This window comes from Paracoccus contaminans (assembly GCF_002105555.1).
Taxonomy (GTDB): domain Bacteria; phylum Pseudomonadota; class Alphaproteobacteria; order Rhodobacterales; family Rhodobacteraceae; genus Paracoccus; species Paracoccus contaminans.
Genome location: NZ_CP020612.1, coordinates 442,048 through 460,154, shown reverse-complemented (window position 1 = coordinate 460,154; position 18,107 = coordinate 442,048). Strand labels below are relative to the sequence as shown.

Annotated in this window: 19 protein-coding genes; 7 read left to right on the top strand and 12 right to left on the bottom strand. The window is 67.9% G+C overall.

Annotation, left to right across the window (positions count from 1 at the left end; translation table 11 throughout):
* The first annotated feature begins 81 nt into the window (after window positions 1–81).
* Together B0A89_RS02200 and recN are read left to right on the top strand one after the other, a co-directional pair.
* The gene (locus tag B0A89_RS02200; RefSeq protein WP_085376741.1) at window positions 82–927 is read left to right on the top strand and encodes an outer membrane protein assembly factor BamD; all 846 of its coding nucleotides are present in this window, start codon (window positions 82–84) and stop codon (window positions 925–927) included.
* Between the two features lie 19 nt (window positions 928–946).
* Complete coding sequence (gene recN / locus B0A89_RS02195; RefSeq protein ID WP_085376740.1) at window positions 947–2,605, top strand: DNA repair protein RecN; 1,659 nt, start codon at window positions 947–949, stop codon at window positions 2,603–2,605.
* Window positions 2,606–2,644: 39 nt separating this feature from the next.
* Here the strand turns inward: recN and B0A89_RS02190 are convergent, their stop codons facing one another.
* The 5 genes from B0A89_RS02190 to B0A89_RS02170 form a co-directional block, all read right to left on the bottom strand.
* Window positions 2,645–3,040, bottom strand: coding sequence for an RcnB family protein (locus B0A89_RS02190; protein ID WP_085376739.1), 396 nt, complete (start codon window positions 3,038–3,040; stop codon window positions 2,645–2,647).
* Window positions 3,041–3,164: 124 nt separating this feature from the next.
* Complete coding sequence (gene mmsB / locus B0A89_RS02185) at window positions 3,165–4,040, bottom strand: 3-hydroxyisobutyrate dehydrogenase (RefSeq protein WP_085376738.1); 876 nt, start codon at window positions 4,038–4,040, stop codon at window positions 3,165–3,167.
* 1 nt (window position 4,041) lies between these two features.
* A complete protein-coding gene (locus tag B0A89_RS02180) occupies window positions 4,042–5,043 on the bottom strand; it encodes an enoyl-CoA hydratase/isomerase family protein (protein WP_085376737.1) in 1,002 nt (333 codons plus the stop codon).
* Between the two features lie 2 nt (window positions 5,044–5,045).
* Window positions 5,046–6,191, bottom strand: coding sequence for an acyl-CoA dehydrogenase family protein (locus B0A89_RS02175; protein WP_085376736.1), 1,146 nt, complete (start codon window positions 6,189–6,191; stop codon window positions 5,046–5,048).
* A 178-nt stretch (window positions 6,192–6,369) separates the two neighbouring features.
* Window positions 6,370–7,869 carry a CoA-acylating methylmalonate-semialdehyde dehydrogenase gene (locus B0A89_RS02170; RefSeq protein ID WP_085378700.1) on the bottom strand — a complete coding sequence of 500 codons (1,500 nt, stop codon included), beginning with the start codon at window positions 7,867–7,869 and terminating at the stop codon, window positions 6,370–6,372.
* Between the two features lie 103 nt (window positions 7,870–7,972).
* Here B0A89_RS02170 and B0A89_RS02165 point away from each other — a divergent pair, with 103 nt between their 5' ends.
* From B0A89_RS02165 to B0A89_RS14515, 4 genes are all read left to right on the top strand, one after another.
* Complete coding sequence (locus B0A89_RS02165) at window positions 7,973–8,884, top strand: LysR family transcriptional regulator (protein WP_085376735.1); 912 nt, start codon at window positions 7,973–7,975, stop codon at window positions 8,882–8,884.
* A gap of 67 nt (window positions 8,885–8,951) precedes the next feature.
* Complete coding sequence (locus B0A89_RS02160) at window positions 8,952–9,389, top strand: CBS domain-containing protein (RefSeq protein WP_085378699.1); 438 nt, start codon at window positions 8,952–8,954, stop codon at window positions 9,387–9,389.
* 220 nt (window positions 9,390–9,609) lie between these two features.
* Window positions 9,610–10,116 carry a pantetheine-phosphate adenylyltransferase gene (gene coaD, locus B0A89_RS02155; RefSeq protein ID WP_085376734.1) on the top strand — a complete coding sequence of 169 codons (507 nt, stop codon included), beginning with the start codon at window positions 9,610–9,612 and terminating at the stop codon, window positions 10,114–10,116.
* Window positions 10,113–10,274, top strand: coding sequence for a hypothetical protein (locus B0A89_RS14515; protein ID WP_157115212.1), 162 nt, complete (start codon window positions 10,113–10,115; stop codon window positions 10,272–10,274). Before coaD ends, B0A89_RS14515 begins: the two co-directional genes overlap by 4 nt.
* Window positions 10,275–10,366: 92 nt before the next feature.
* On the opposite strand, the gene B0A89_RS02150 is transcribed toward B0A89_RS14515, so the two are convergent.
* From B0A89_RS02150 to pyrC, 6 genes are all read right to left on the bottom strand, one after another.
* Complete coding sequence (locus B0A89_RS02150; protein WP_085376733.1) at window positions 10,367–10,882, bottom strand: bactofilin family protein; 516 nt, start codon at window positions 10,880–10,882, stop codon at window positions 10,367–10,369.
* Window positions 10,872–12,107: a DUF5930 domain-containing protein gene (locus B0A89_RS02145; protein WP_085376732.1), complete on the bottom strand. Its 1,236-nt coding sequence runs from the start codon at window positions 12,105–12,107 to the stop codon at window positions 10,872–10,874. Before B0A89_RS02145 ends, B0A89_RS02150 begins: the two co-directional genes overlap by 11 nt.
* A 208-nt stretch (window positions 12,108–12,315) precedes the next feature.
* On the bottom strand, window positions 12,316–12,672 hold the full coding sequence (locus B0A89_RS02140; RefSeq protein WP_085376731.1) for a DMT family protein: 357 nt from the start codon (window positions 12,670–12,672) through the stop codon (window positions 12,316–12,318).
* Window positions 12,663–14,156 (bottom strand): replicative DNA helicase, encoded by a 1,494-nt coding sequence (locus tag B0A89_RS02135; protein WP_085376730.1) that lies wholly within the window; start codon window positions 14,154–14,156, stop codon window positions 12,663–12,665. The genes B0A89_RS02140 and B0A89_RS02135 overlap by 10 nt, the downstream gene beginning before the upstream one ends.
* Before the next feature lie 122 nt (window positions 14,157–14,278).
* A complete protein-coding gene (locus B0A89_RS02130; RefSeq protein ID WP_085376729.1) occupies window positions 14,279–14,950 on the bottom strand; it encodes an orotate phosphoribosyltransferase in 672 nt (223 codons plus the stop codon).
* Window positions 14,947–15,987, bottom strand: a complete 1,041-nt coding sequence (gene pyrC / locus B0A89_RS02125; protein WP_085376728.1) for a dihydroorotase — start codon at window positions 15,985–15,987, stop codon at window positions 14,947–14,949. Before pyrC ends, B0A89_RS02130 begins: the two co-directional genes overlap by 4 nt.
* A gap of 131 nt (window positions 15,988–16,118) precedes the next feature.
* Here pyrC and B0A89_RS02120 point away from each other — a divergent pair, with 131 nt between their 5' ends.
* A complete protein-coding gene (locus B0A89_RS02120; protein WP_240558600.1) occupies window positions 16,119–16,421 on the top strand; it encodes an antibiotic ABC transporter in 303 nt (100 codons plus the stop codon).
* Window positions 16,422–16,970: 549 nt separating this feature from the next.
* On the opposite strand, the gene gap is transcribed toward B0A89_RS02120, so the two are convergent.
* Entirely contained in the window at window positions 16,971–17,972 is a 1,002-nt protein-coding gene (gene gap, locus B0A89_RS02115) for a type I glyceraldehyde-3-phosphate dehydrogenase (protein ID WP_085376727.1), read from the bottom strand.
* Window positions 17,973–18,107: the final 135 nt, after the last annotated feature.

The window sequence follows — 18,107 nt, the reverse complement described above, 5'->3', positions numbered from 1 at the left end:
TGTTGTGTGCTAGGACAGCCAGGCCGCGCGCATCAGCGGCACTTGCCGCAGCACCGCAGACGACGGACGGACAGAACAGACATGGCAGTCAGCATTTCGCGGCAGGTGCTTATGGCGGCGGCCGTATCGGTTCTTCTGGCGGGATGCGGCAACCGCGATGCGGGCGCAAACAACCAGCCGCTGGACAGTTTCACCGCCGAGGAAATCTACAAGCGTGGCGAATACGAACTGGAAAACGGCAAGCGGCCCAAGGACGCCGTTCGCTATTTCGCCGAGATCGAGCGTCTGTATCCCTATTCCGACTGGGCCAAGCGCGCGCTGATCATGCAGGCCTATGCCTATCACAAGGCGCGCAAATATGATGACGCGCGCGGGGCGGCGCAGCGGTTCATCGATAACTATCCCAGTGACGAGGATGCGGCCTATGCCCATTACCTCCTCGCGCTCAGCTATTACGACCAGATCGACGAGGTCGGCCGCGACCAGGGCCTGACCTTCCAGGCGCTGCAATCGCTGCGCGAGGTGATCGAGCGCTATCCCAACACGGAATATGCGCGCTCGGCGGTGCTCAAGTTCGACCTGGCCTTCGACCATCTTGCCGGCAAGGAGATGGAGATCGGCCGTTATTACCTCAAGCGCGGCAACTATACGGCGGCGATCAACCGCTTCCGTGTCGTGGTCGAGGAATACCAGACCACCACCCACACGCCCGAGGCGCTGATGCGCCTGGTCGAGGCTTATCTTGCGCTGGGCCTGACCAGCGAGGCGCAGACCGCGGGCGCGATCCTGGGGCACAATTTCCGTTCCTCGCCCTTCTACCAGGACGCCTACAACCAGTTGCGCGGCCGCGGGCTGACCGCGACACCCCAGGGCAATTCATGGCTGACCAAGGTCTATCGGCAGGTAATCCAGGGCAAGTGGCTCTGACCGGGCAAGGGGCGGCGTGATGCTGCGCATGCTGGACATCCGCGACATCCTGCTGATCGACCGGCTGTCGCTGGAATTCGCGCCGGGCCTGAACGTGCTGACCGGCGAGACGGGGGCGGGCAAGTCGATCCTGCTGGATTGCCTGGGCTTTGTCCTAGGCTGGCGGGGGCGGGCCGAACTGGTGCGCGCGGGCGCCGCGCAGGGCGAGGTGACGGCCGTGTTCGACCTGCCCCCCGGGCACCCGGCGCGCGATCTGCTGGCCGAGGCCGGGATCGAGGTCGAGGAGGAGCTGATCCTGCGCCGCGTCAACGCGGCCGACGGGCGCAAGACCGGCTGGGTCAATGACCGCCGGGTTTCGGGCGAGGTCCTGCGCAGCCTGTCCGATGTGCTGGTCGAACTGCACGGCCAGCATGATGACCGGGGGCTGCTCAATCCCCGCGGGCATCGGCAGCTGCTCGATGCCTTTGGCGGCATCGACATTGCCCCCATCCGCGCCGCCTGGACGGCCCGGCGCCAGGCGATGGCAGCCTTGGCCGAGGCCGAGGCTGCGCTGGAGGCCGCGCGCAAGGAGGAGGATTTCCTTCGCCATGCCGTGAGCGAGCTGGAGGCGCTGGCGCCCCAGCCGGGCGAGGACGAGGCGCTGGACGTTGCCCGCCGCCGGATGCAGGCGGCCGAGCGCATCCGCAGCGATGTGGCCCGCGCCCACCAGATGCTGGCCGGCGGATCGGGCGATCCGGGGGCCGAGGGCGTGATCGTCGAGGCTGTCCGCTGGCTCGAAGGCGCCGCGGCGAAAGAAGGGGCCGACAGCCTGGAAGAGCCGATGGCGGCGCTGGGCCGGGCGCTGGTCGAACTGGGCGAGGCCACGCGCGGGATCGAGGATGCGCTGTCGGCCATGGATTTCGACCCCGCCACGCTTGAATCGACCGAGGAGCGGCTGTTTGCCCTGCGCGCCCTGGCCCGCAAGCATGACGTGCTGGCAGGCGATCTCGCCGGGCTGGCCGAGGATCTGGCGGCGCGTCTGTCGGCGCTGGATTCAAGCGAGGCGCGGATCGGGGATCTGTCGCGCGCCGTGGCGGAAAGCGAGGCGGCCTATGACGCGATCTGCGCGCGCATCAGCGATGCGCGCTGCGAGGCCGCGGGCCGGCTGGACCAGGCCATGGCGGCCGAGCTTGCACCCCTGCGGATGGAGCGGGCGGTTTTTGAAACGCTTGTGACCGAAAGCGAACCCGGCCCTGATGGGCGCGATGCCGTGGCCTTTACCGTCGCCACCAATCCCGGCGCGCCTGCCGGCCCGCTTGACCGCATCGCCTCGGGGGGCGAGCTGTCGCGCTTTCTGCTGGCGCTCAAGGTCTGCCTTGCGCAGGGGTCTGACCCGCTGGTAATGATCTTTGACGAAATCGACCGTGGCGTGGGCGGCGCCACGGCTGATGCGGTGGGGCGGCGGCTTGCGCGGCTGGCCGAGGCGTCGCAGGTGCTGGTCGTCACCCATTCTCCGCAGGTCGCGGCGCTGGGGCAGCAGCATTTCCGCGTCGCCAAATCGGTTCAGGACGGCACGACGACCTCGCGTGTCGAGGCGCTGTCACCTGACGAGCGGATCGAGGAAATCGCCCGGATGCTGTCGGGGGAGGAGATCACCCCCGCTGCCCGTGCTGCGGCCCAAGCCCTGATGTCTGGCTGACCGGACGCGCAGGGCATCCGCCCTGCTTGCATGAAGGGATCAGCGGTTTACCGCGCGCAGCACTGACACCATCCGGTTGCTGCGGGTATCCACCCGGACGATCCTGCCATCGACGATATAATAGCGCTGGCCCCGCGGCGCCGGGCGCAGCCCATAGCGTTCGAGATCGCGGATCGGACGAGCCTCGCGCGGGTCGATCCGCCGGTCAGGGTGATCGCTTTCCTTGCGGGCATGACCGGGCGGAACGCAGGCAGGCGATTTCTTGGCCAGACCCGGCGGGCAGTCGCGCCTGTGGCCGCGCTGCCCCTGCGGGCCATCAAGGCGATGGCGCTGATGGTGGGCCTGATGGTGGTGGCGCGATTGCGGGGGCTGCGCAAGGCCCGGCAGGGGCAGGGCCAGCAGGGCGGCGGCTGCAAGAAACGGGGTCAGCTTCATCAGGCAATCCTTTCGTCCGGCCTGGCAGGCAAAGGCGCCCGCCGGCCCTGTGGCACCCCAACGCGGCCCTGCCTGCATCCGGTTTCGGCCAGCGAGGTCGCGCCCGCTCACATCCTCGGGAATGTCATGCGCCGCGGCTGCGGGCGGCCAGCCTGGGCAGCATGGCCGAAAAGTCCTTGCCGCGCCCGTCCTCCTCCTCGACGAAGGTTCCGTAAAGCCGGGCGGCCAGTTCCCCCATCGGGGTGTCGGCATCCGCCGCCTCGGCCGCCTGCTGGGACAGACGCAGATCCTTGAGCATCAGTTCGGCCGCAAAGCCGGGCTTGTAGCCGTTGTCGGCGGGGGAGGCCGGCCCCACGCCGGGCGCCGGGCAATAGGCGTTCATCGACCAGCTGTAACCCGACGAGGTGGACACCACGTCGAACATTCTCTGCCGGTCCAGCCCCAGCTTGTCGGCCAGGGCGAAAGCCTCGCAGGTGGCGATCATCGTCGCCCCCAGGATCATGTTGTTGCAGATCTTGGCCGCCTGGCCGGCGCCTGCTTCTCCGCAATGGACTGATTTCTGGCCCATCACCTCGAACAGCGGGCTGACGACGGCAAAGGCGTCCTGCGGCCCGCCGACCATGAAGGTCAGCGTGCCGGCCGCAGCCCCGCCGACCCCGCCCGACACCGGCGCATCCAGCGCCCGCAGGCCGGCGGCGCTGGCCTGCGCGGCAACGGCGCGGGCGTTGGCCACGTCCACGGTCGAACAGTCGCACAGCACCGCGCCAGGCTGCATCGCCCCGATCACCTCCTCGGCAACCGATCGCAGGATCGCCCCGTTCGGCAGCATGGTGATGACAACCTCGGCCCCACGCGCCGCCTCGGCTGCGCTTGATGCCGCGCGCACGCCCTCGGCCCGGACCCCGGCCGGGTCATGGCCCGTGACCTCGTGGCCGGCGGCGGCAAGGTTGCGGGCCATCGGCGCGCCCATGTTGCCAAGGCCAATGAAACCGATCTTCATCTCAATCCTCCCACTTCAGTTCCAGCGGCCCCAGATCGGCCAGCATCGCATCGACCTTGGCCGGGTCCGCGGCGGCGGCCCAGCGGGGCGTGCGGTCCTTGTCGATGATCTGCGCGCGCACCCCTTCGACAAAGTCGCTGTCCTGGGTGGCGCGGCTGGTAAAGCGGTATTCGCGCGACAGCGAATCCTGCATCCGCTGGTCGCCCCGCGCCGCCCGCACCATCGCCAGGGTCGCAGCCATCGACAGGGGCGAATTGCGGCGCAGCGCGGCCAGCGCCTCGCTGTCCTCCGGGGCCGTCAGCGCAGCCAGGATGGCCTCGACATTGCGGCCGCCAAAGGCGGACAGATCGCGGCTTTCCAGGGGCGCGGGGGGCGCGGGGCGACGCGGCAGGGTGGCCGGATCGCCCGTCTCGGCCAGGGATTCCTTGGCCGCTTCCCATTCCGCCTCGGGCAGGTAGATATCGGCAAAGCCCGCATGGATGGCATCGCCCGCGCCCATCCTCGCGCCGGTCAGGCCCAGATATTCGCCGATCCGCCCAGGCGCGCGGGCCAGCAGCCACGTCCCGCCCACGTCCGGGATCAGCCCGATCCCCGATTCGGGCATCGCCACCTGCGTCGTGTCCCCCACGACGCGCAACCGCGCATGCCCGCCAATGCCAACGCCCCCACCCATGACAAAGCCCTGCATGAAGGCGACGACCGGCTTGGGATAGTCGCGGATCGCGGCGTTCATCCTGTATTCGTCGGCGAAGAATTGCTGCCCGATCCGGTGATCGCCCGCGCGCGCGCCGTGATAGACCGCGGCGATGTCGCCCCCGGCGCAGAAGGCGCGATCCCCCTCGGCGTCGATGATGACGATGCGCACCTGCGGATCGTCCCGCCAAGCGTCCAGCGCGGCCCGCACCGCATTGGCCATCTCATGGGTCAGGGCGTTCAGTGCCCGCGGCCGTGTCAGGGTGATGCGGCCGGCCGCCCTGTCCTTGCGGATGTTCAGATCGTCCATGGTCAGCCCCTTTCGGCAAGCATCGCACGGCTGATGATCAGCCGCATGATCTCGTTCGTGCCTTCGAGGATCTGATGAACCCTCAGGTCGCGCACGATCTTTTCGATCCCATAGTCGGCCAGATAGCCATAGCCGCCGTGCAGTTGCAGGCAGCCATTGGCCACCTCGAAGGCCCGGTCGGTGACATACAGCTTGGCCATCGCGCAAAAGCGCGTGGCATCGGGGTCGCCCTGATCCAGCTTCCACGCTGCCTGGCGCAGGAAGACGCGCGCCGATTGCAGCGCGACCTCATATTCGGCCAGGCGGAACTGCAGCGCCTGGAACTGGTCCAGCCGGCGGCCGAAGGCGCTGCGCTCGCCCATGTAACGCACCGTCCGGTCCAGCGCCGCCTGCGCCGCGCCCAGCGCGCCGGCGGCGATGTTCAGCCGCCCGCCGTCAAGCCCCGCCATCGCATAGGCAAAACCGCGCCCTTCCTCGCCCAGCAGGTTGCCGGCGGGCACCAGGCAGTCGTCGAACTGGACAGTGGTGGTGGGCTGCGCCTTCCAGCCCATCTTGTGTTCGAGCGCGCCGAACGACAGGCCAGGCGCCCCATCCTCGACCACGATGGCCGAGATGCCCGCCGGCCCGTCGCCGCCCGTGCGCACCATCGTGATATAGGCGTCCGAATAGCTGCCGCCCGAGATGAACGCCTTGGTCCCGTTCAGCCGCCAGCCGTCATCGGTGCGTTCCGCGCGCGTGCGCAGCGCCGCGGCATCCGATCCGCTGCCCGGCTCGGTCAGGCAATAGGAAAACACCTTCTCCATGCTGCACAGGGCCGGCAGCCAGCGCGCCTTGTCCTGGGGGGCGGCAAACTTGTCGATCATGCCGCCGCACATGTTATGGATCGACAGAAAGCTGCCGACCGACGGGTCGGCCATGGCCAGCGCCTCGAAGACCAGCGTGGCATCCAGCCGCGACAGGCCCGAGCCGCCATATTCCTCGGATACGTAAAGCCCGCCGAGGCCCAGCGCAGCGACCTGCGGCCACAGCGCGCGGGGAATGGTGCCGGCCTCTTCCCATGCGCGGGAATGGGGGGCGATGTGTTCGGCCCCGAAATCCCGCGCCATCTCGAAAATGGCCTGCTGTTCCTCGCTCAGTGCAAAATCCATGGCTTACCCCTCTGCCGCGCCGCCCTGCGCCTGCCGTATGGTCCAAGGGGGCAGGGTTGCCCATGGTCCTGCAACTCTGCGGCGCCCCGGCCTTGGAGGCAAGGGCGCCTTTTCCCCTTCTTCTGCATGATGATAGCCCGCGCGGTCCGGGGGCAAGGCCCCGGACCGTCCTGGGCGATCAGTCCATCGCCTTGAAGTTGAAGGCCGCGCCTTCCTTGATCCCCGAGGGCCAGCGCGACGTCACCGTCTTGGTCCGGGTATAGAACCGGAAGGCGTCCGGCCCGTGCTGGTTCAGATCGCCAAAGCCCGATTTCTTCCACCCGCCAAAGGTGAAATAGGCCAGCGGCACCGGGATCGGCACGTTGATGCCGACCATGCCGATGTTGCAGCGGCTGGCGAAATCGCGCGCCGTGTCGCCGTCGCGGGTAAAGATGGCGGTGCCGTTGCCGTATTCATGGCTCATCACCAGATCCAGCGCCTCGTCATAGGACTTGGCCCGGACGGTGGACAGGACAGGGCCAAAGATCTCGGTCTTGTAGATGTCCATGTCGGGGGTGACGCGGTCGAACAGGTGCGGGCCGACGAAAAAGCCGTTCTCATAGCCCTGCAGGCTGAAATCGCGGCCGTCCACGACCAGCTCGGCCCCCTGTTCCACGCCCCGCTCGACCAGGCGCAGGATATTGGCCTTGGCGGCGGCGGTCACGACGGGGCCGTAGTCGATGTCGTTGCCGGCGGTCCAGGGGCCGACCTTCAGCTTTTCGATCCGCGGGACCAGCTTTTCGATCAGCCGGTCGGCGGTTTCCTCGCCCACCGGCACGGCGACGGAAATTGCCATGCAGCGTTCGCCCGCCGCGCCATAGCCCGCGCCGACCAGCGCGTCGGCGGCCTGGTCGAGGTCGGCATCGGGCATGATGATCATATGGTTCTTGGCGCCGCCGAAACACTGCGCCCGCTTGCCCGTCTGGGCCGCGCGTTCATAGATATACTGCGCGATCGGGGTCGATCCGACAAAGCCGACCGCCTGGATCACCTCGCTGTCCAGCAGGGCGTCGACCGCTTCCTTGTCGCCATGGACGACCTGCAGGACGCCGTCGGGCAGACCGGCTTCCTTGAACAGCGCGGCCAGCATGTTGGGCACGGTGGGGTCGCGCTCGGACGGCTTGAGGATCACCGCATTGCCCGAGGCGAGCGCCGGACCCATCTTCCACAGCGGGATCATGGCCGGAAAGTTGAAGGGCGTGATTGCGGCCACGACCCCCAGTGGCTGACGCATGGAATACATGTCGATGCCGGGGCCGGCGCCGTCGATGAACTCGCCTTTCAGCAGATGCGGCGCGCCGATCGCGAACTCGATCACCTCAAGCCCGCGCTGAACATCGCCCTTGGCGTCCGGGAAGGTCTTGCCATGCTCGGAGGACAGCATCTCGGCCAGCTTGTCCATGTCGCGGTTGATCAGGCGCACCATCTCCATCATTACCCGGGCACGGCGCTGGGGGTTGGTGGCGCCCCATTTCACCTGCGCACGGGCGGCGCTGGCGATGGCCTCATCGACCTCGGACCGGGTCGCCAGATCCAGTCTGGCCTGCACCTCGCCCGTTGCGGGGTTAAAGACATCGGCCGTGCGCCCGGACGTGCCGGGCTGTTCCTTGCCGTCGATCCAGTGATGGACTGCGCGCATCGCCTTCTCCTCCATGCTGCTGGGTGCAGCCTAGTCTTGCACCATTGCAGGCGTAAAGCGACGATCTGGCCAGACTGTTTTGCATTGTTGCATGGGTGCGGGATTGGATTGGGATGATCTGCGGGTGTTTCTGGCAGTGGCGCGGACGCAGTCGCTCTCTGCGGCCGGGAGGCGGCTGGGGCTGGATGCCTCGACGGTGGGGCGCCGCGTCGCGCGGCTGGAAACGGCGCTGGGGCGCGTGCTGTTCGCCAAGACGCCGCAAGGCTATGCGCTGACGCCCGAGGGGGCGGCGCTGGTCGCCCATGCCGAACAGGCCGAGGCCGCCGCCAGCGCGGCGCGCGAGGCCGGCGGGCAGGGCGATCTTGCCGGCACGCTGCGGATCGGGGCGCCGGACGGCTGTGCCAACTATGTGCTGCCGCAGGTGGCGGCGCGCCTGTGCGCCGACCATCCGGGGCTTGAGGTGCAGATCGTGGCGCTGCCGCGCGTGGTGAATCTCAGCCGGCGCGAGGCGGACATGGTGATCGCCGTCAGCCCGCCCGAACGCGGCCGCGCGGCGGTGCAGAAGATCACCGATTATCACCTGCATCTGGCCGCGCACCGTGATTATCTTGCCGCCCATCCGCCGATCCGGGCACGGGCCGATCTGCGCGGGCACCGCATGGTCGGCTATATCCCCGACATGATCTTCGATCCCGAACTGGACTATCTGGCCGAGACGGGGGCCGAGCGTGCGGCCCTGTCCTCGAACTCGGTCAGCGTGCAGGTGCAGGCGATCCGCGCGGGCGCGGGGCTGGGGATCGTGCATGATTTCGCGATTCCCTTCGTGCCCGGCCTGAGGCGGGTGCTGGCAGGAGAAATCGCCCTGAGGCGGACCTTCTGGCTGCTGCGCCCGGCCGAGGATCGCCGTTCGCACCGGCTGACCCGGCTGGCCGAGGCGCTGGGCGCGGGCATCCGGCGCGAACTGGCCCGGCTTGAGGCAGCGGTCGAACAGGGGGAAGCCGAATGTAGGGCTTGACGCATCGTTCCGGCAAAGCAACCCTTGGGTTCAAGATGCGCCAGCGGCACCTGACGGAGGCATGACCATGATCGTCAAGCAGATCCTCGCGATGAAATCCGGGCCGGACAGGGTGGTGACCGTGCCGCCCGACATGACCGTCGCGGATGCCGCGCGCGTTCTGTCGGAAAAGCGCATCGGCGCGGTGGTGGTGTCGGCCGACGGCAACACGCCCGAGGGCATCCTGTCGGAGCGGGACATCGTCCGCGAACTGGGCACCGCGGGCGCTGCCGTGCTGGCGCGGCAGGTGTCCGAGGTGATGACGCGCAAGGTCGTCACCTGCTTGTGCGGCGATGGCGTGGGCGAGGTGTTGCAGAAGATGACCGATGGCCGTTTTCGCCACCTGCCGGTGGTCGAGGAGGGGCGCATGCTGGGCGTGGTGTCGATCGGCGATGCGGTGGCCGCACGGCTGAGGCAGCTGGCCGCCGACCGCGACGCGCTGGAAGGCATGATCATGGGCAACTGAGCGGTCGGGCCTGGCTGCGCCGCCCGCGCGCGCGGGCCTCGCGCCTGGGCCGCCGGTCATCCTGCGCGGGCCGTTGCCTCTGTCCGCGCCCGCCTTGCGCTGTGTCCCTGATCGGCGGCGCGGGCCTGTTCCGCGGCCTGCCCGCTGCGGCGGCGCTTGCATCCGCGGCGGTTTTCCGATTGCCTCTGACAAACGCGTGAACAGCCTCAGGACAGTGCAGATGCGGATCGGTCTTTATCCCGGCACATTCGACCCGATCACGCTGGGCCATATCGACATCATCCAGCGGGCCGCCTCGCTCGTGGACCGGCTGGTGATCGGCGTGGCGATCAATGGCGACAAGGGCCCCCTGTTCTCGCTTGACGAACGGGTTGCCATGGTCAAGGCCGAATGCGCCGACATCGCTGTGTGCAAGGGAATTGAGATTGTCGTCCATCCCTTTGAAAACCTGCTGATCGACTGCGCCCGCGATGTGGGGGCAAGCGTCATCGTGCGGGGGCTGCGGGCGGTTGCCGATTTCGAATACGAATTCCAGATGGTCGGCATGAACCGCGCGCTGGACGCCAGCGTGGAAACCGTCTTTCTGATGGCCGATGCGCGGCGGCAGGCCATCGCCTCGAAGCTGGTCAAGGAAATCGCGCGGCTGGGCGGGGATGTGGCAAAATTCGTCACGCCCGCCGTCAATCAGGCCCTGCGCGCCCGGCTGTCGCCCCCGGCGCAGCCATGACGATGCCCACCGCCCATCGCGCCGATCCCCTGGGCCCTGCCGGCCCCGCGCCCGGTCCGCTGCCCGACCCGACCAAGCCGCCCATGCCCGATCCCGCCCCTGACCCGGCGCCGGGCGATATGCCGCTTCCTGATCCCGGCGGGCCGGGCGCGGTGTGAGCCCAAGGGCCGGCCAGGGCCAGGCCGCATCCTGAAACGACAGGGGGCGCCCCTTCCGGGACGCCCCATCGGATGATGGCAGAGGCCGTGTTTCAGGCGTCGGGATCGGTGTCGTCGCGGCGGCTAGCGGCGCTGGGCGGGGCCAGCCGCGGGGTGACGCCATTGCCCAGCGGATCTTCCTGCCGCTGGACCGATCCTTCGAAATGGGCGCCCGATTCGATGGCGATGGTCTTGTGGACGATGTCGCCCTCCACCCGCGCCGTCGCGGAAAGCCGCACCTTGAGCCCGCGCACCCGGCCGATCACGCGGCCGTTGACGATCACTTCCTCGGCGACGATCTCGCCCTGGATGGTCGCGCTTTCGCCCACGGTCAGCTGATGCGCCCGGATATCGCCGTCCACCGTGCCTTCGATCTGCACATCGCCCTGGGTCGTGATGTTGCCCTTGACGGTCAGGTCGGACGACAGGACCGACGGTCCGGTGCGCGTGCGCAACGCCTGTGCAGGCGGATGGTCATAGCTGTCCATGGTCGAGGCCCGTGTCGGTTCAGGTTCGTAAGGGGTTGCGGCACGAGGTCCAGGTTCGGTGACGCGGGTTTTAGAAAACATTCTGTGCGGCCTTGATGAAGCTCATGGGGTTCATGGCCTTGCCGTCCACACGCACTTCGTAATGCAGATGCGGTCCGGTTGAGCGGCCGGTGTTGCCCATAGCACCGATCAGGCTGTTGCGCGAGACTTTCTGCCCTGCCTTGACGCCGATTCTGGACAGATGGCCATAGCGCGTCTCGGTTCCCAGGGCGTGCCGGATCTTGATGAGATTGCCGTAACCCCGCATCCAGCCGGCATAGGTCACCACGCCGTCGCCGGTCGCGTAGATCGGGGTGCCGACCGGTCCGGCCAGGTCGATGCCTTCATGCCCGCGCCCCCAGCGCTGCCCGAAGGGCGAGGTGAAGCGGAACGCCGATTTCACCGGCATCGCCAGCGGCAGCTTGCTGACCGCGATGCGATAGTTGTTGATCCTGCCCAGCGAGACGACGATCTCGTTCGCGCGGGCCTCGGTTTCCGAAATGGCGGCGTTCCCGCGCGAGGAATAGCCCATTGGCGTCAGCGGTCCGCCCTGGCCCTCATATCCGCGGCGCACGGTTTCGAGCAGCTTGTCGCTGTCCACGCCGACCTTGGCGAACATGTCGTCCAGCGGCTTGACGGACATTTCGACCGCGTCCTCCAGCTGGGCAAAGATTTCCTGGTTGCGGCGGACCATCTCGTCGCGCTGGGCCGTCAGGGCCTCGGCCGTGCGGACCGCCTCGTCGGCGCGCGCGGCTGTGGCGTCACGCTGGGCGGCAGTGGCGCTCAGCTCTCCGGACAGGATGTCGAGCGTGACGGACATCTCGTCGGCGCGCCGTGCGGCCGGATCGGTGCTCAGCGCGGCAAGCTGGCGCCGCGCGGTGTCCGCCTCGGCCCGCGCCTCGTGCAGCGAAGCCTGGGCGGCGCCAAGGCCGCTTTCCAGCTCGCGCAGCCGCTTTTCGGATGCCAGAAGCTGGCTTTGCATCGCGGCGACCTGGTCGATCGTGGCGGCAAAGCGTTTCTGGGCATCGGCGGCTTCGCCGGCCTTCGCGTCCCGCTCGGCCGCAAGCTGGGTCAGCCTGCTTTCCAGCAAGCCGTCCGGCCCCGTCCCGCCCATGCCCGCCGCGCGGTCGATGACCAGCGCCGAGGTTGCGATCGCCGCCCATCCCGTGACCGCAGCGATACCGACCTTGCGCGCCATCCCCAGGCCCCGCCGGGGCGAAGTGGCAAAATCGGTATCGGCCGTCGCCGTTACAGGGGAACGGGTCATCGATCATGTCCATGCGTTAGGGGTGGGGGTGGCGCCCCGCAGTTGCGGCAGGGGTTAAATGACCCGTGGCATCCGTGCAACGCTGGAGGGAGGGCATGCCCCCGCGTCGGCGGAACATCGCCATCGCAGCCGCCAGCTGTCAGGATGCATGGTCCGCAGCCCCGCCATCCATCGCCTGCGCTCGCGCTGGCGATGATGCGGCGGCCGGTCAGCTCCAGTCGTGGAACACGAACCAGGCGCCCAGGCAGATCAGGGCAAAGCCCACGCCGTGCTGCCAGCCCAGGCGTTCGCCCAGGTAAAGCCAGGAAAACAGCGCAAAGACCGTCAGGCTGATGATTTCCTGTATGGTCTTGAGCTGCGCGGCGCTGAAATGGCCATAGCCGATCCGGTTGGCCGGCACCTGCATGACATATTCAAACAGCGCGATGCCCCAGCTGACCAGGATCACGGTCAACAGCGGCGCCGATTTGAACTTGAGATGCCCATACCAGGCGATCGTCATGAAGACGTTCGACGCGATCAGCAGGCCGATGGTGACCACCGGAACGGGCAGGGTCAGCCCCATTGCTGGACGTGATGGCGCACGAGGTTGCCAAAGCGGGTAAAGCGCCCTTCGAAGGACAGCTCGACCGTGCCGATCGGGCCGTGGCGCTGCTTGCCGATGATGACCTCGGCCTTGCCATGGACCGATTCCATCGCCTGCTGCCAAGCGGCCATCTTGTCCAGCTCGTGATCGCCCGGCTTTTCGCGTTCCTTGTAGTATTCCTCGCGGAACACGAACATCACGATGTCGGCGTCCTGCTCGATCGACCCCGATTCGCGCAGATCCGACAGCTGCGGGCGCTTGTCCTCGCGCTGTTCGACCTGGCGCGAGAGCTGCGACAGTGCGATGACCGGGATGTTCAGTTCCTTGGCCACCGCTTTCAGGCCCTGGGTGATTTCCGACACCTCGTTCACGCGGCTGTCCTTGGCCGATGCGGCGCGCAGCAGTTGCAGATAGTCCACGATCAGCAGATCAAGCCCCATCGTGCGCTTCAGCTTGCGCGCGCGCGCCGCAAGCTGGTTGATCGGCAGGGCCGGCGTGTCGTCGATATACAGCGGGCAGCTTTGCAGCGCGTTCGCGGCCTCGACGAAACGGCGGAACTCGTCCTCGCTCATGTCGCCGCGGCGGATCAGTTCGCTGGGCACCTCGGATGCCTCGGACAGGATGCGGGCGGCCAGCTGTTCGGCCGACATTTCCAGCGAGAAGAACCCCACGACCCCGCCATCGACGGTGCCGCGCGTGCCGTCCGGCAGATCGCCCATCCGGTGCGCTTTCGCGACGTTGAAGGCGATGTTGGTCGCCAGCGATGTTTTCCCCATCGACGGACGCCCGGCCAGGATGATCAGGTCGGACTTGTTCAGGCCCCCCATCTTGCTGTCCAGGTCGATCAGCCCGGTCGAGATCCCCGACAGCCCGCCATCGCGCGCATAGGCAGCGTTGGCGGCCTGCACCGCCCCGGTGACGGCCTGCAGGAAGGACTGGAACCCCCGTTCCGCGACCCCCTGTTCGCCCAGCTTGTAAAGCGTCTGTTCGGCCGCCTTGATCTGTTCCTCGGCGTCATGCTCGATCGTGACCATCGCGGCGCGGGCGGCAATGTCCTGACCCAGCGCGATCAGTTCGCGCCGCAACGCGAATTCGCGGATCATCCGCGCATAATCGCGCGCCGCATAGGATGACACCGCAGCCCCCGCCAGCCGCGCCAGATAGGCCGGCCCGCCCAGTTCCTTCAGCCCGGCGTCATGTTCCATGAACGCCTTGATCGTCACCGGGCTGGCCAGCGCGTTGCGGGCGATGCGTTCGGCGCACAGGTCAAAGATGCGGCGATGCACGGGGTCATAGAAATGTTCGCCCCGCACCAGCCGCGTCACGCTGTCGAACACGTCGTTGTTGGTCAGCAGCGCGCCCAGCAGCTGCTGTTCCGCCTCGATCGAAAAGGGGGCAGGGGTCGTCTCGGCATCCTCGCCCGCTACCGGCCGGCGGGGTTCGAGCGCGCGAAGCTCGGTCATCGCATGTCCTCGGTCGTGTGCCGGCGGTTATGGCATGCCCGGATGCGCGGGTCCACGCCCTGCGGACGCCGCCGCCTATCCCCGGCGGGGGCAGGGCGGCGGGGGGCCGCTGCTCAAGGGCCTCAGGGATGGGCGGCCTGCCAGGCGCGCGGATCACCCAGGAATGTCTCGACTTCCGCGAGGGTCGGCGCATCAAAGGCGGCTTGCGCACGGGCCTCGGCCAGCACGTCCCACCAGGTGCACAGATGGTGCAGGCTGACCCCATTGGCGGCCAGCCGCTGCGTCGTTTCCGGGAAGATGCCGTAATAGAACACGACCGCCGTGTGGGCGCAGGTCGCGCCGGTGTCGCGGATCGCATCGACGAAGGACAGCTTGGACCCGCCGTCGGTGGTCAGATCCTCGACCAGCAGGACGCGCTGGCCCTCGCGCATCGCGCCCTCGATCCGGGCGTTGCGGCCATAGCCCTTGGGCTTCTTGCGCACATAGGTCATCGGCAGGCCAAGGCGTTCGGCCATGAAGGCGGCAAAGGGGATGCCCGCCGTCTCGCCGCCGGCGACATTGTCGAACGCCTCGAAGCCGGCATTGCGGCAGACCGTCGCGGCCAGGAAATCCATCAGCGTGCCGCGGATGCGCGGATAGGAGATCAGCTTGCGGCAGTCGATATAGGTCGGCCCCTTGAGGCCCGAGGCATAGGTGTATGGCTCGGCCGCATTGAAATGGACCGCCCCGATTTCCAGCAGCATGCGGGCGGTCAGGCGGGCGATCTCGTCCGCAGGCGGAAAGGGCAGGGTCATCGGTCGTCCAGGTGCCAGTGGATGGGAAAGCCGGGGTCAAAGACGGTGACGCTATCGCCGCCCGCCTCGATGCTGCGCGGGAAGGCGGCGGCCTCGCCGCGGGTCAGCGTCACGCGATCCTCGTTGGGGGGCAGGCGATAGAAGGCCGCCCCGTTCAGCGCGGTGAACGCCTCGAGCCGGTCCAGCGCGCCTGCATCCTCGAACACCTGCGCGGTGATCTGCAGCCAGTTGGGCGCGGTGAAGCAGCCCGCGCAGCCGCAGGCGCTTTCCTTGGCGCTGTCAGGATGGGGCGCGCTGTCGGTGCCGGCGAAAAAGCGGCCCGGGCCCGCTGTCGCCGCCTCGACCAGCGCGAGGCGGTGGGTTTCGCGCTTGGCGACCGGCAGGCAGTAATAATGCGGCCGGATGCCCCCGGCGAGGATGTGGTTGCGGTTGATGACAAGGTGGTGGGCGGTGATGGTGCCGCCGATGTCATCGCCGCCCGTGCGGACATAATCCACGCCCTCGCGGGTGGTGATGTGTTCCATGACCACGCGCAGGCCCGGCGTTGCGCGCCGGACAGGGTCCAGAACGCGGTCGATGAACGCCGCCTCGCGGTCGAAGATGTCCACGGCCGGGTCCGTCACCTCGCCGTGCACGCATAACGGGATGCCGGCCTCGGCCATCGCCTCGAGCACCGGGCGCACCTTGTCGAAATCGCGCACGCCGCTGGCCGAGTTCGTCGTCGCGCCCGCGGGATAGAGCTTGACCGCGGTGATGACGCGGGCGCGGTGCGCTGCCAGCACATCGGCAGGATCGGTCGCCTCGGTCAGATACAGCGTCATCAAGGGACGCAGCGTCGCGTCTGGCGGCAGGGCGGCCAGGATGCGATCACGGTAAGCCGCCGCCTGCGCGCCCGTGACGACGGGCGGGACCAGGTTCGGCATGATGATGGCGCGCCCGAGCCGCGCCGAATGAGGGGCAACCGCGGCCAGCATGTGCCGGTCGCGCAGGTGCAGGTGCCAGTCGTCGGGACGGCGGATGGTCAGGGACAGGGTCATGCCTGCGGCTATAGCAGAGTGGGCGGTTTAATCCAGCGGTGCAGAACCTGCCTGAAAGCACAGCTGGGCAAGGGAAACTTCTGCGGCGCAGAAGTGTTTTCTGCAACGCAGCATCGGCGTGAGGATATGAGATGAACATGATGACGGCCGATCCGGCAGCACCGATCAAGCTTTGGGCCGACATGATGCGCATGGCGTTCGAGGCGCAGTATGTCATGGGCATGCGGCTTGCCGCCATGGCGGGCGTGCTGCCGCAGCGGCGGGGCGAGAATTACCGCATGGTCGCCGAAAAGAGCGACGCCGCCCGCGAATCGGTGGGGGCAGCCCTGCGCCTTGCGGCGCGCGGCGCCCGGCCCGACGAGATCCTGGCCGCCGCGCTGCGGCCCTATGGCCAGCGCACACGGGCCAATGCCCGGCGGCTCAGCCGGCGCTGAGCAGGTTTCAGGGCCGCCTCGGGCAAGCTGCCGGAATGCGCGGCCCGGGGCGTAATTTCCTGCCCCTGGGGCGCCTTCTTCGTGCCGACCGGGCAAGCGGCCCGGCGCCCGCCCCTTGGGGCAAGGGTCAGGCAGGCTTGCTCCGCCCGATCCGCCTAGCTGGCGGGCCATTGTGCGTGCCTTGTGCCGGGGCAAGGTCATGCCGCCCTGTCAGCACAGCGGGGCGACCCTGTTCTGGTCGCCGTGGTGCCAAGGGGATAATCGCGCCTGCCGATTGCCGATCGGCCAGTGCGCCTTGGCTGGGGGGGTGTCCTGGCAGGTCACGGCAAGGCAGCGCGCGGATAAGGCAAAGGGCGGGCTGTCATTGCCGGAAGCGGGCATGAAAGTCGCCCGGCCGATCACGCCAGTGGCGCAGCAGAAAAAACGCCGCGCTACCGGGTGCCGGGGGGGCATCGGGGCCTTTTCAGGCCGCCCCTGCGCCGCGAAACGGCGCTGCCTGAGGGCAGGGGGCAGCGCGCCGCCCCCATGCCGGGTCATGGGCGGGATGCCTCAGATCAGCTTGCCCATCGCCACGGCGGTGTCGGACATGCGGTTCGAAAAGCCCCATTCGTTGTCATACCAGGTGAGGATGCGCACGAGGCGGCCCTCCATCACCTTGGTCTGATCCATGTGGAAGACCGATGAATGCGGATCGTGGTTGAAGTCGCTGGAGACCAGCTTTTCATCGGTATAACCGAGAATGCCCTTCAGCCGGCCATCGGCGGCTGCCCGGATCGCGGAATTGATTTCCTCGACCGAGGTATCGCGGGCAGCCTCGAACACCAGATCGACGACCGACACGTTCGGGGTCGGCACGCGGATCGACACGCCGTCCAGCTTGCCCTTCAGCTCCGGCAGCACCAGGCCCACGGCCTTGGCCGCGCCGGTCGAGGTGGGGATCATCGACAGCGCCGCGGCGCGGGCGCGATACAGATCCTTGTGCATCGTGTCCAGCGTCGGCTGATCGCCCGTATAGCTGTGGATCGTGGTCATGAAGCCGCGCGTGATCCCGACCGCGTCGTTCAGAACCTGCGCGACGGGCGACAGGCAGTTCGTCGTGCAGGATGCGTTCGACACCACGATGTCATCGGCCGTCAGCGTGTCATGGTTGACGCCATAGACGATGGTCTTGTCGGCATTGTCGCCCGGCGCCGAGATCAGCACCCGCTTGGAGCCGTTCTGCAGATGCGCCTGGCATTTTTCCTTGCTGGTGAAGATGCCGGTGCATTCCATCACCACGTCCACGTCGCCCCAGGGCAGGTCGGCGGGGTTGCGTTCGGCCGAAACCTTGATGGGGCCGCGGCCGACATCGATGGTATCGCCCGAAACCTTCACCTCGGCCGGAAAGCGGCCATGCACGGAATCATAGCGCAACAGGTGGGCGTTGGTTTCCACCGGACCCAGGTCGTTGATCGCCACCACCTCGATATCGGTCCGGCCGGATTCGATGATCGCGCGCAGCACGTTCCGTCCGATCCGGCCGAAACCGTTGATCGCCACTTTGACAGCCATGGTAAGCTCCACCCGTTGTTGATGCACGGGGCTGTCCTGCCCAAAGGCGGGCGAAAATGCAACGGATGGTTCGGTTACGCAGGGCGCCATCGGCGGTATAGGGCAAGGCAGCCCGCCTTGCGCCGCACCCAAGGA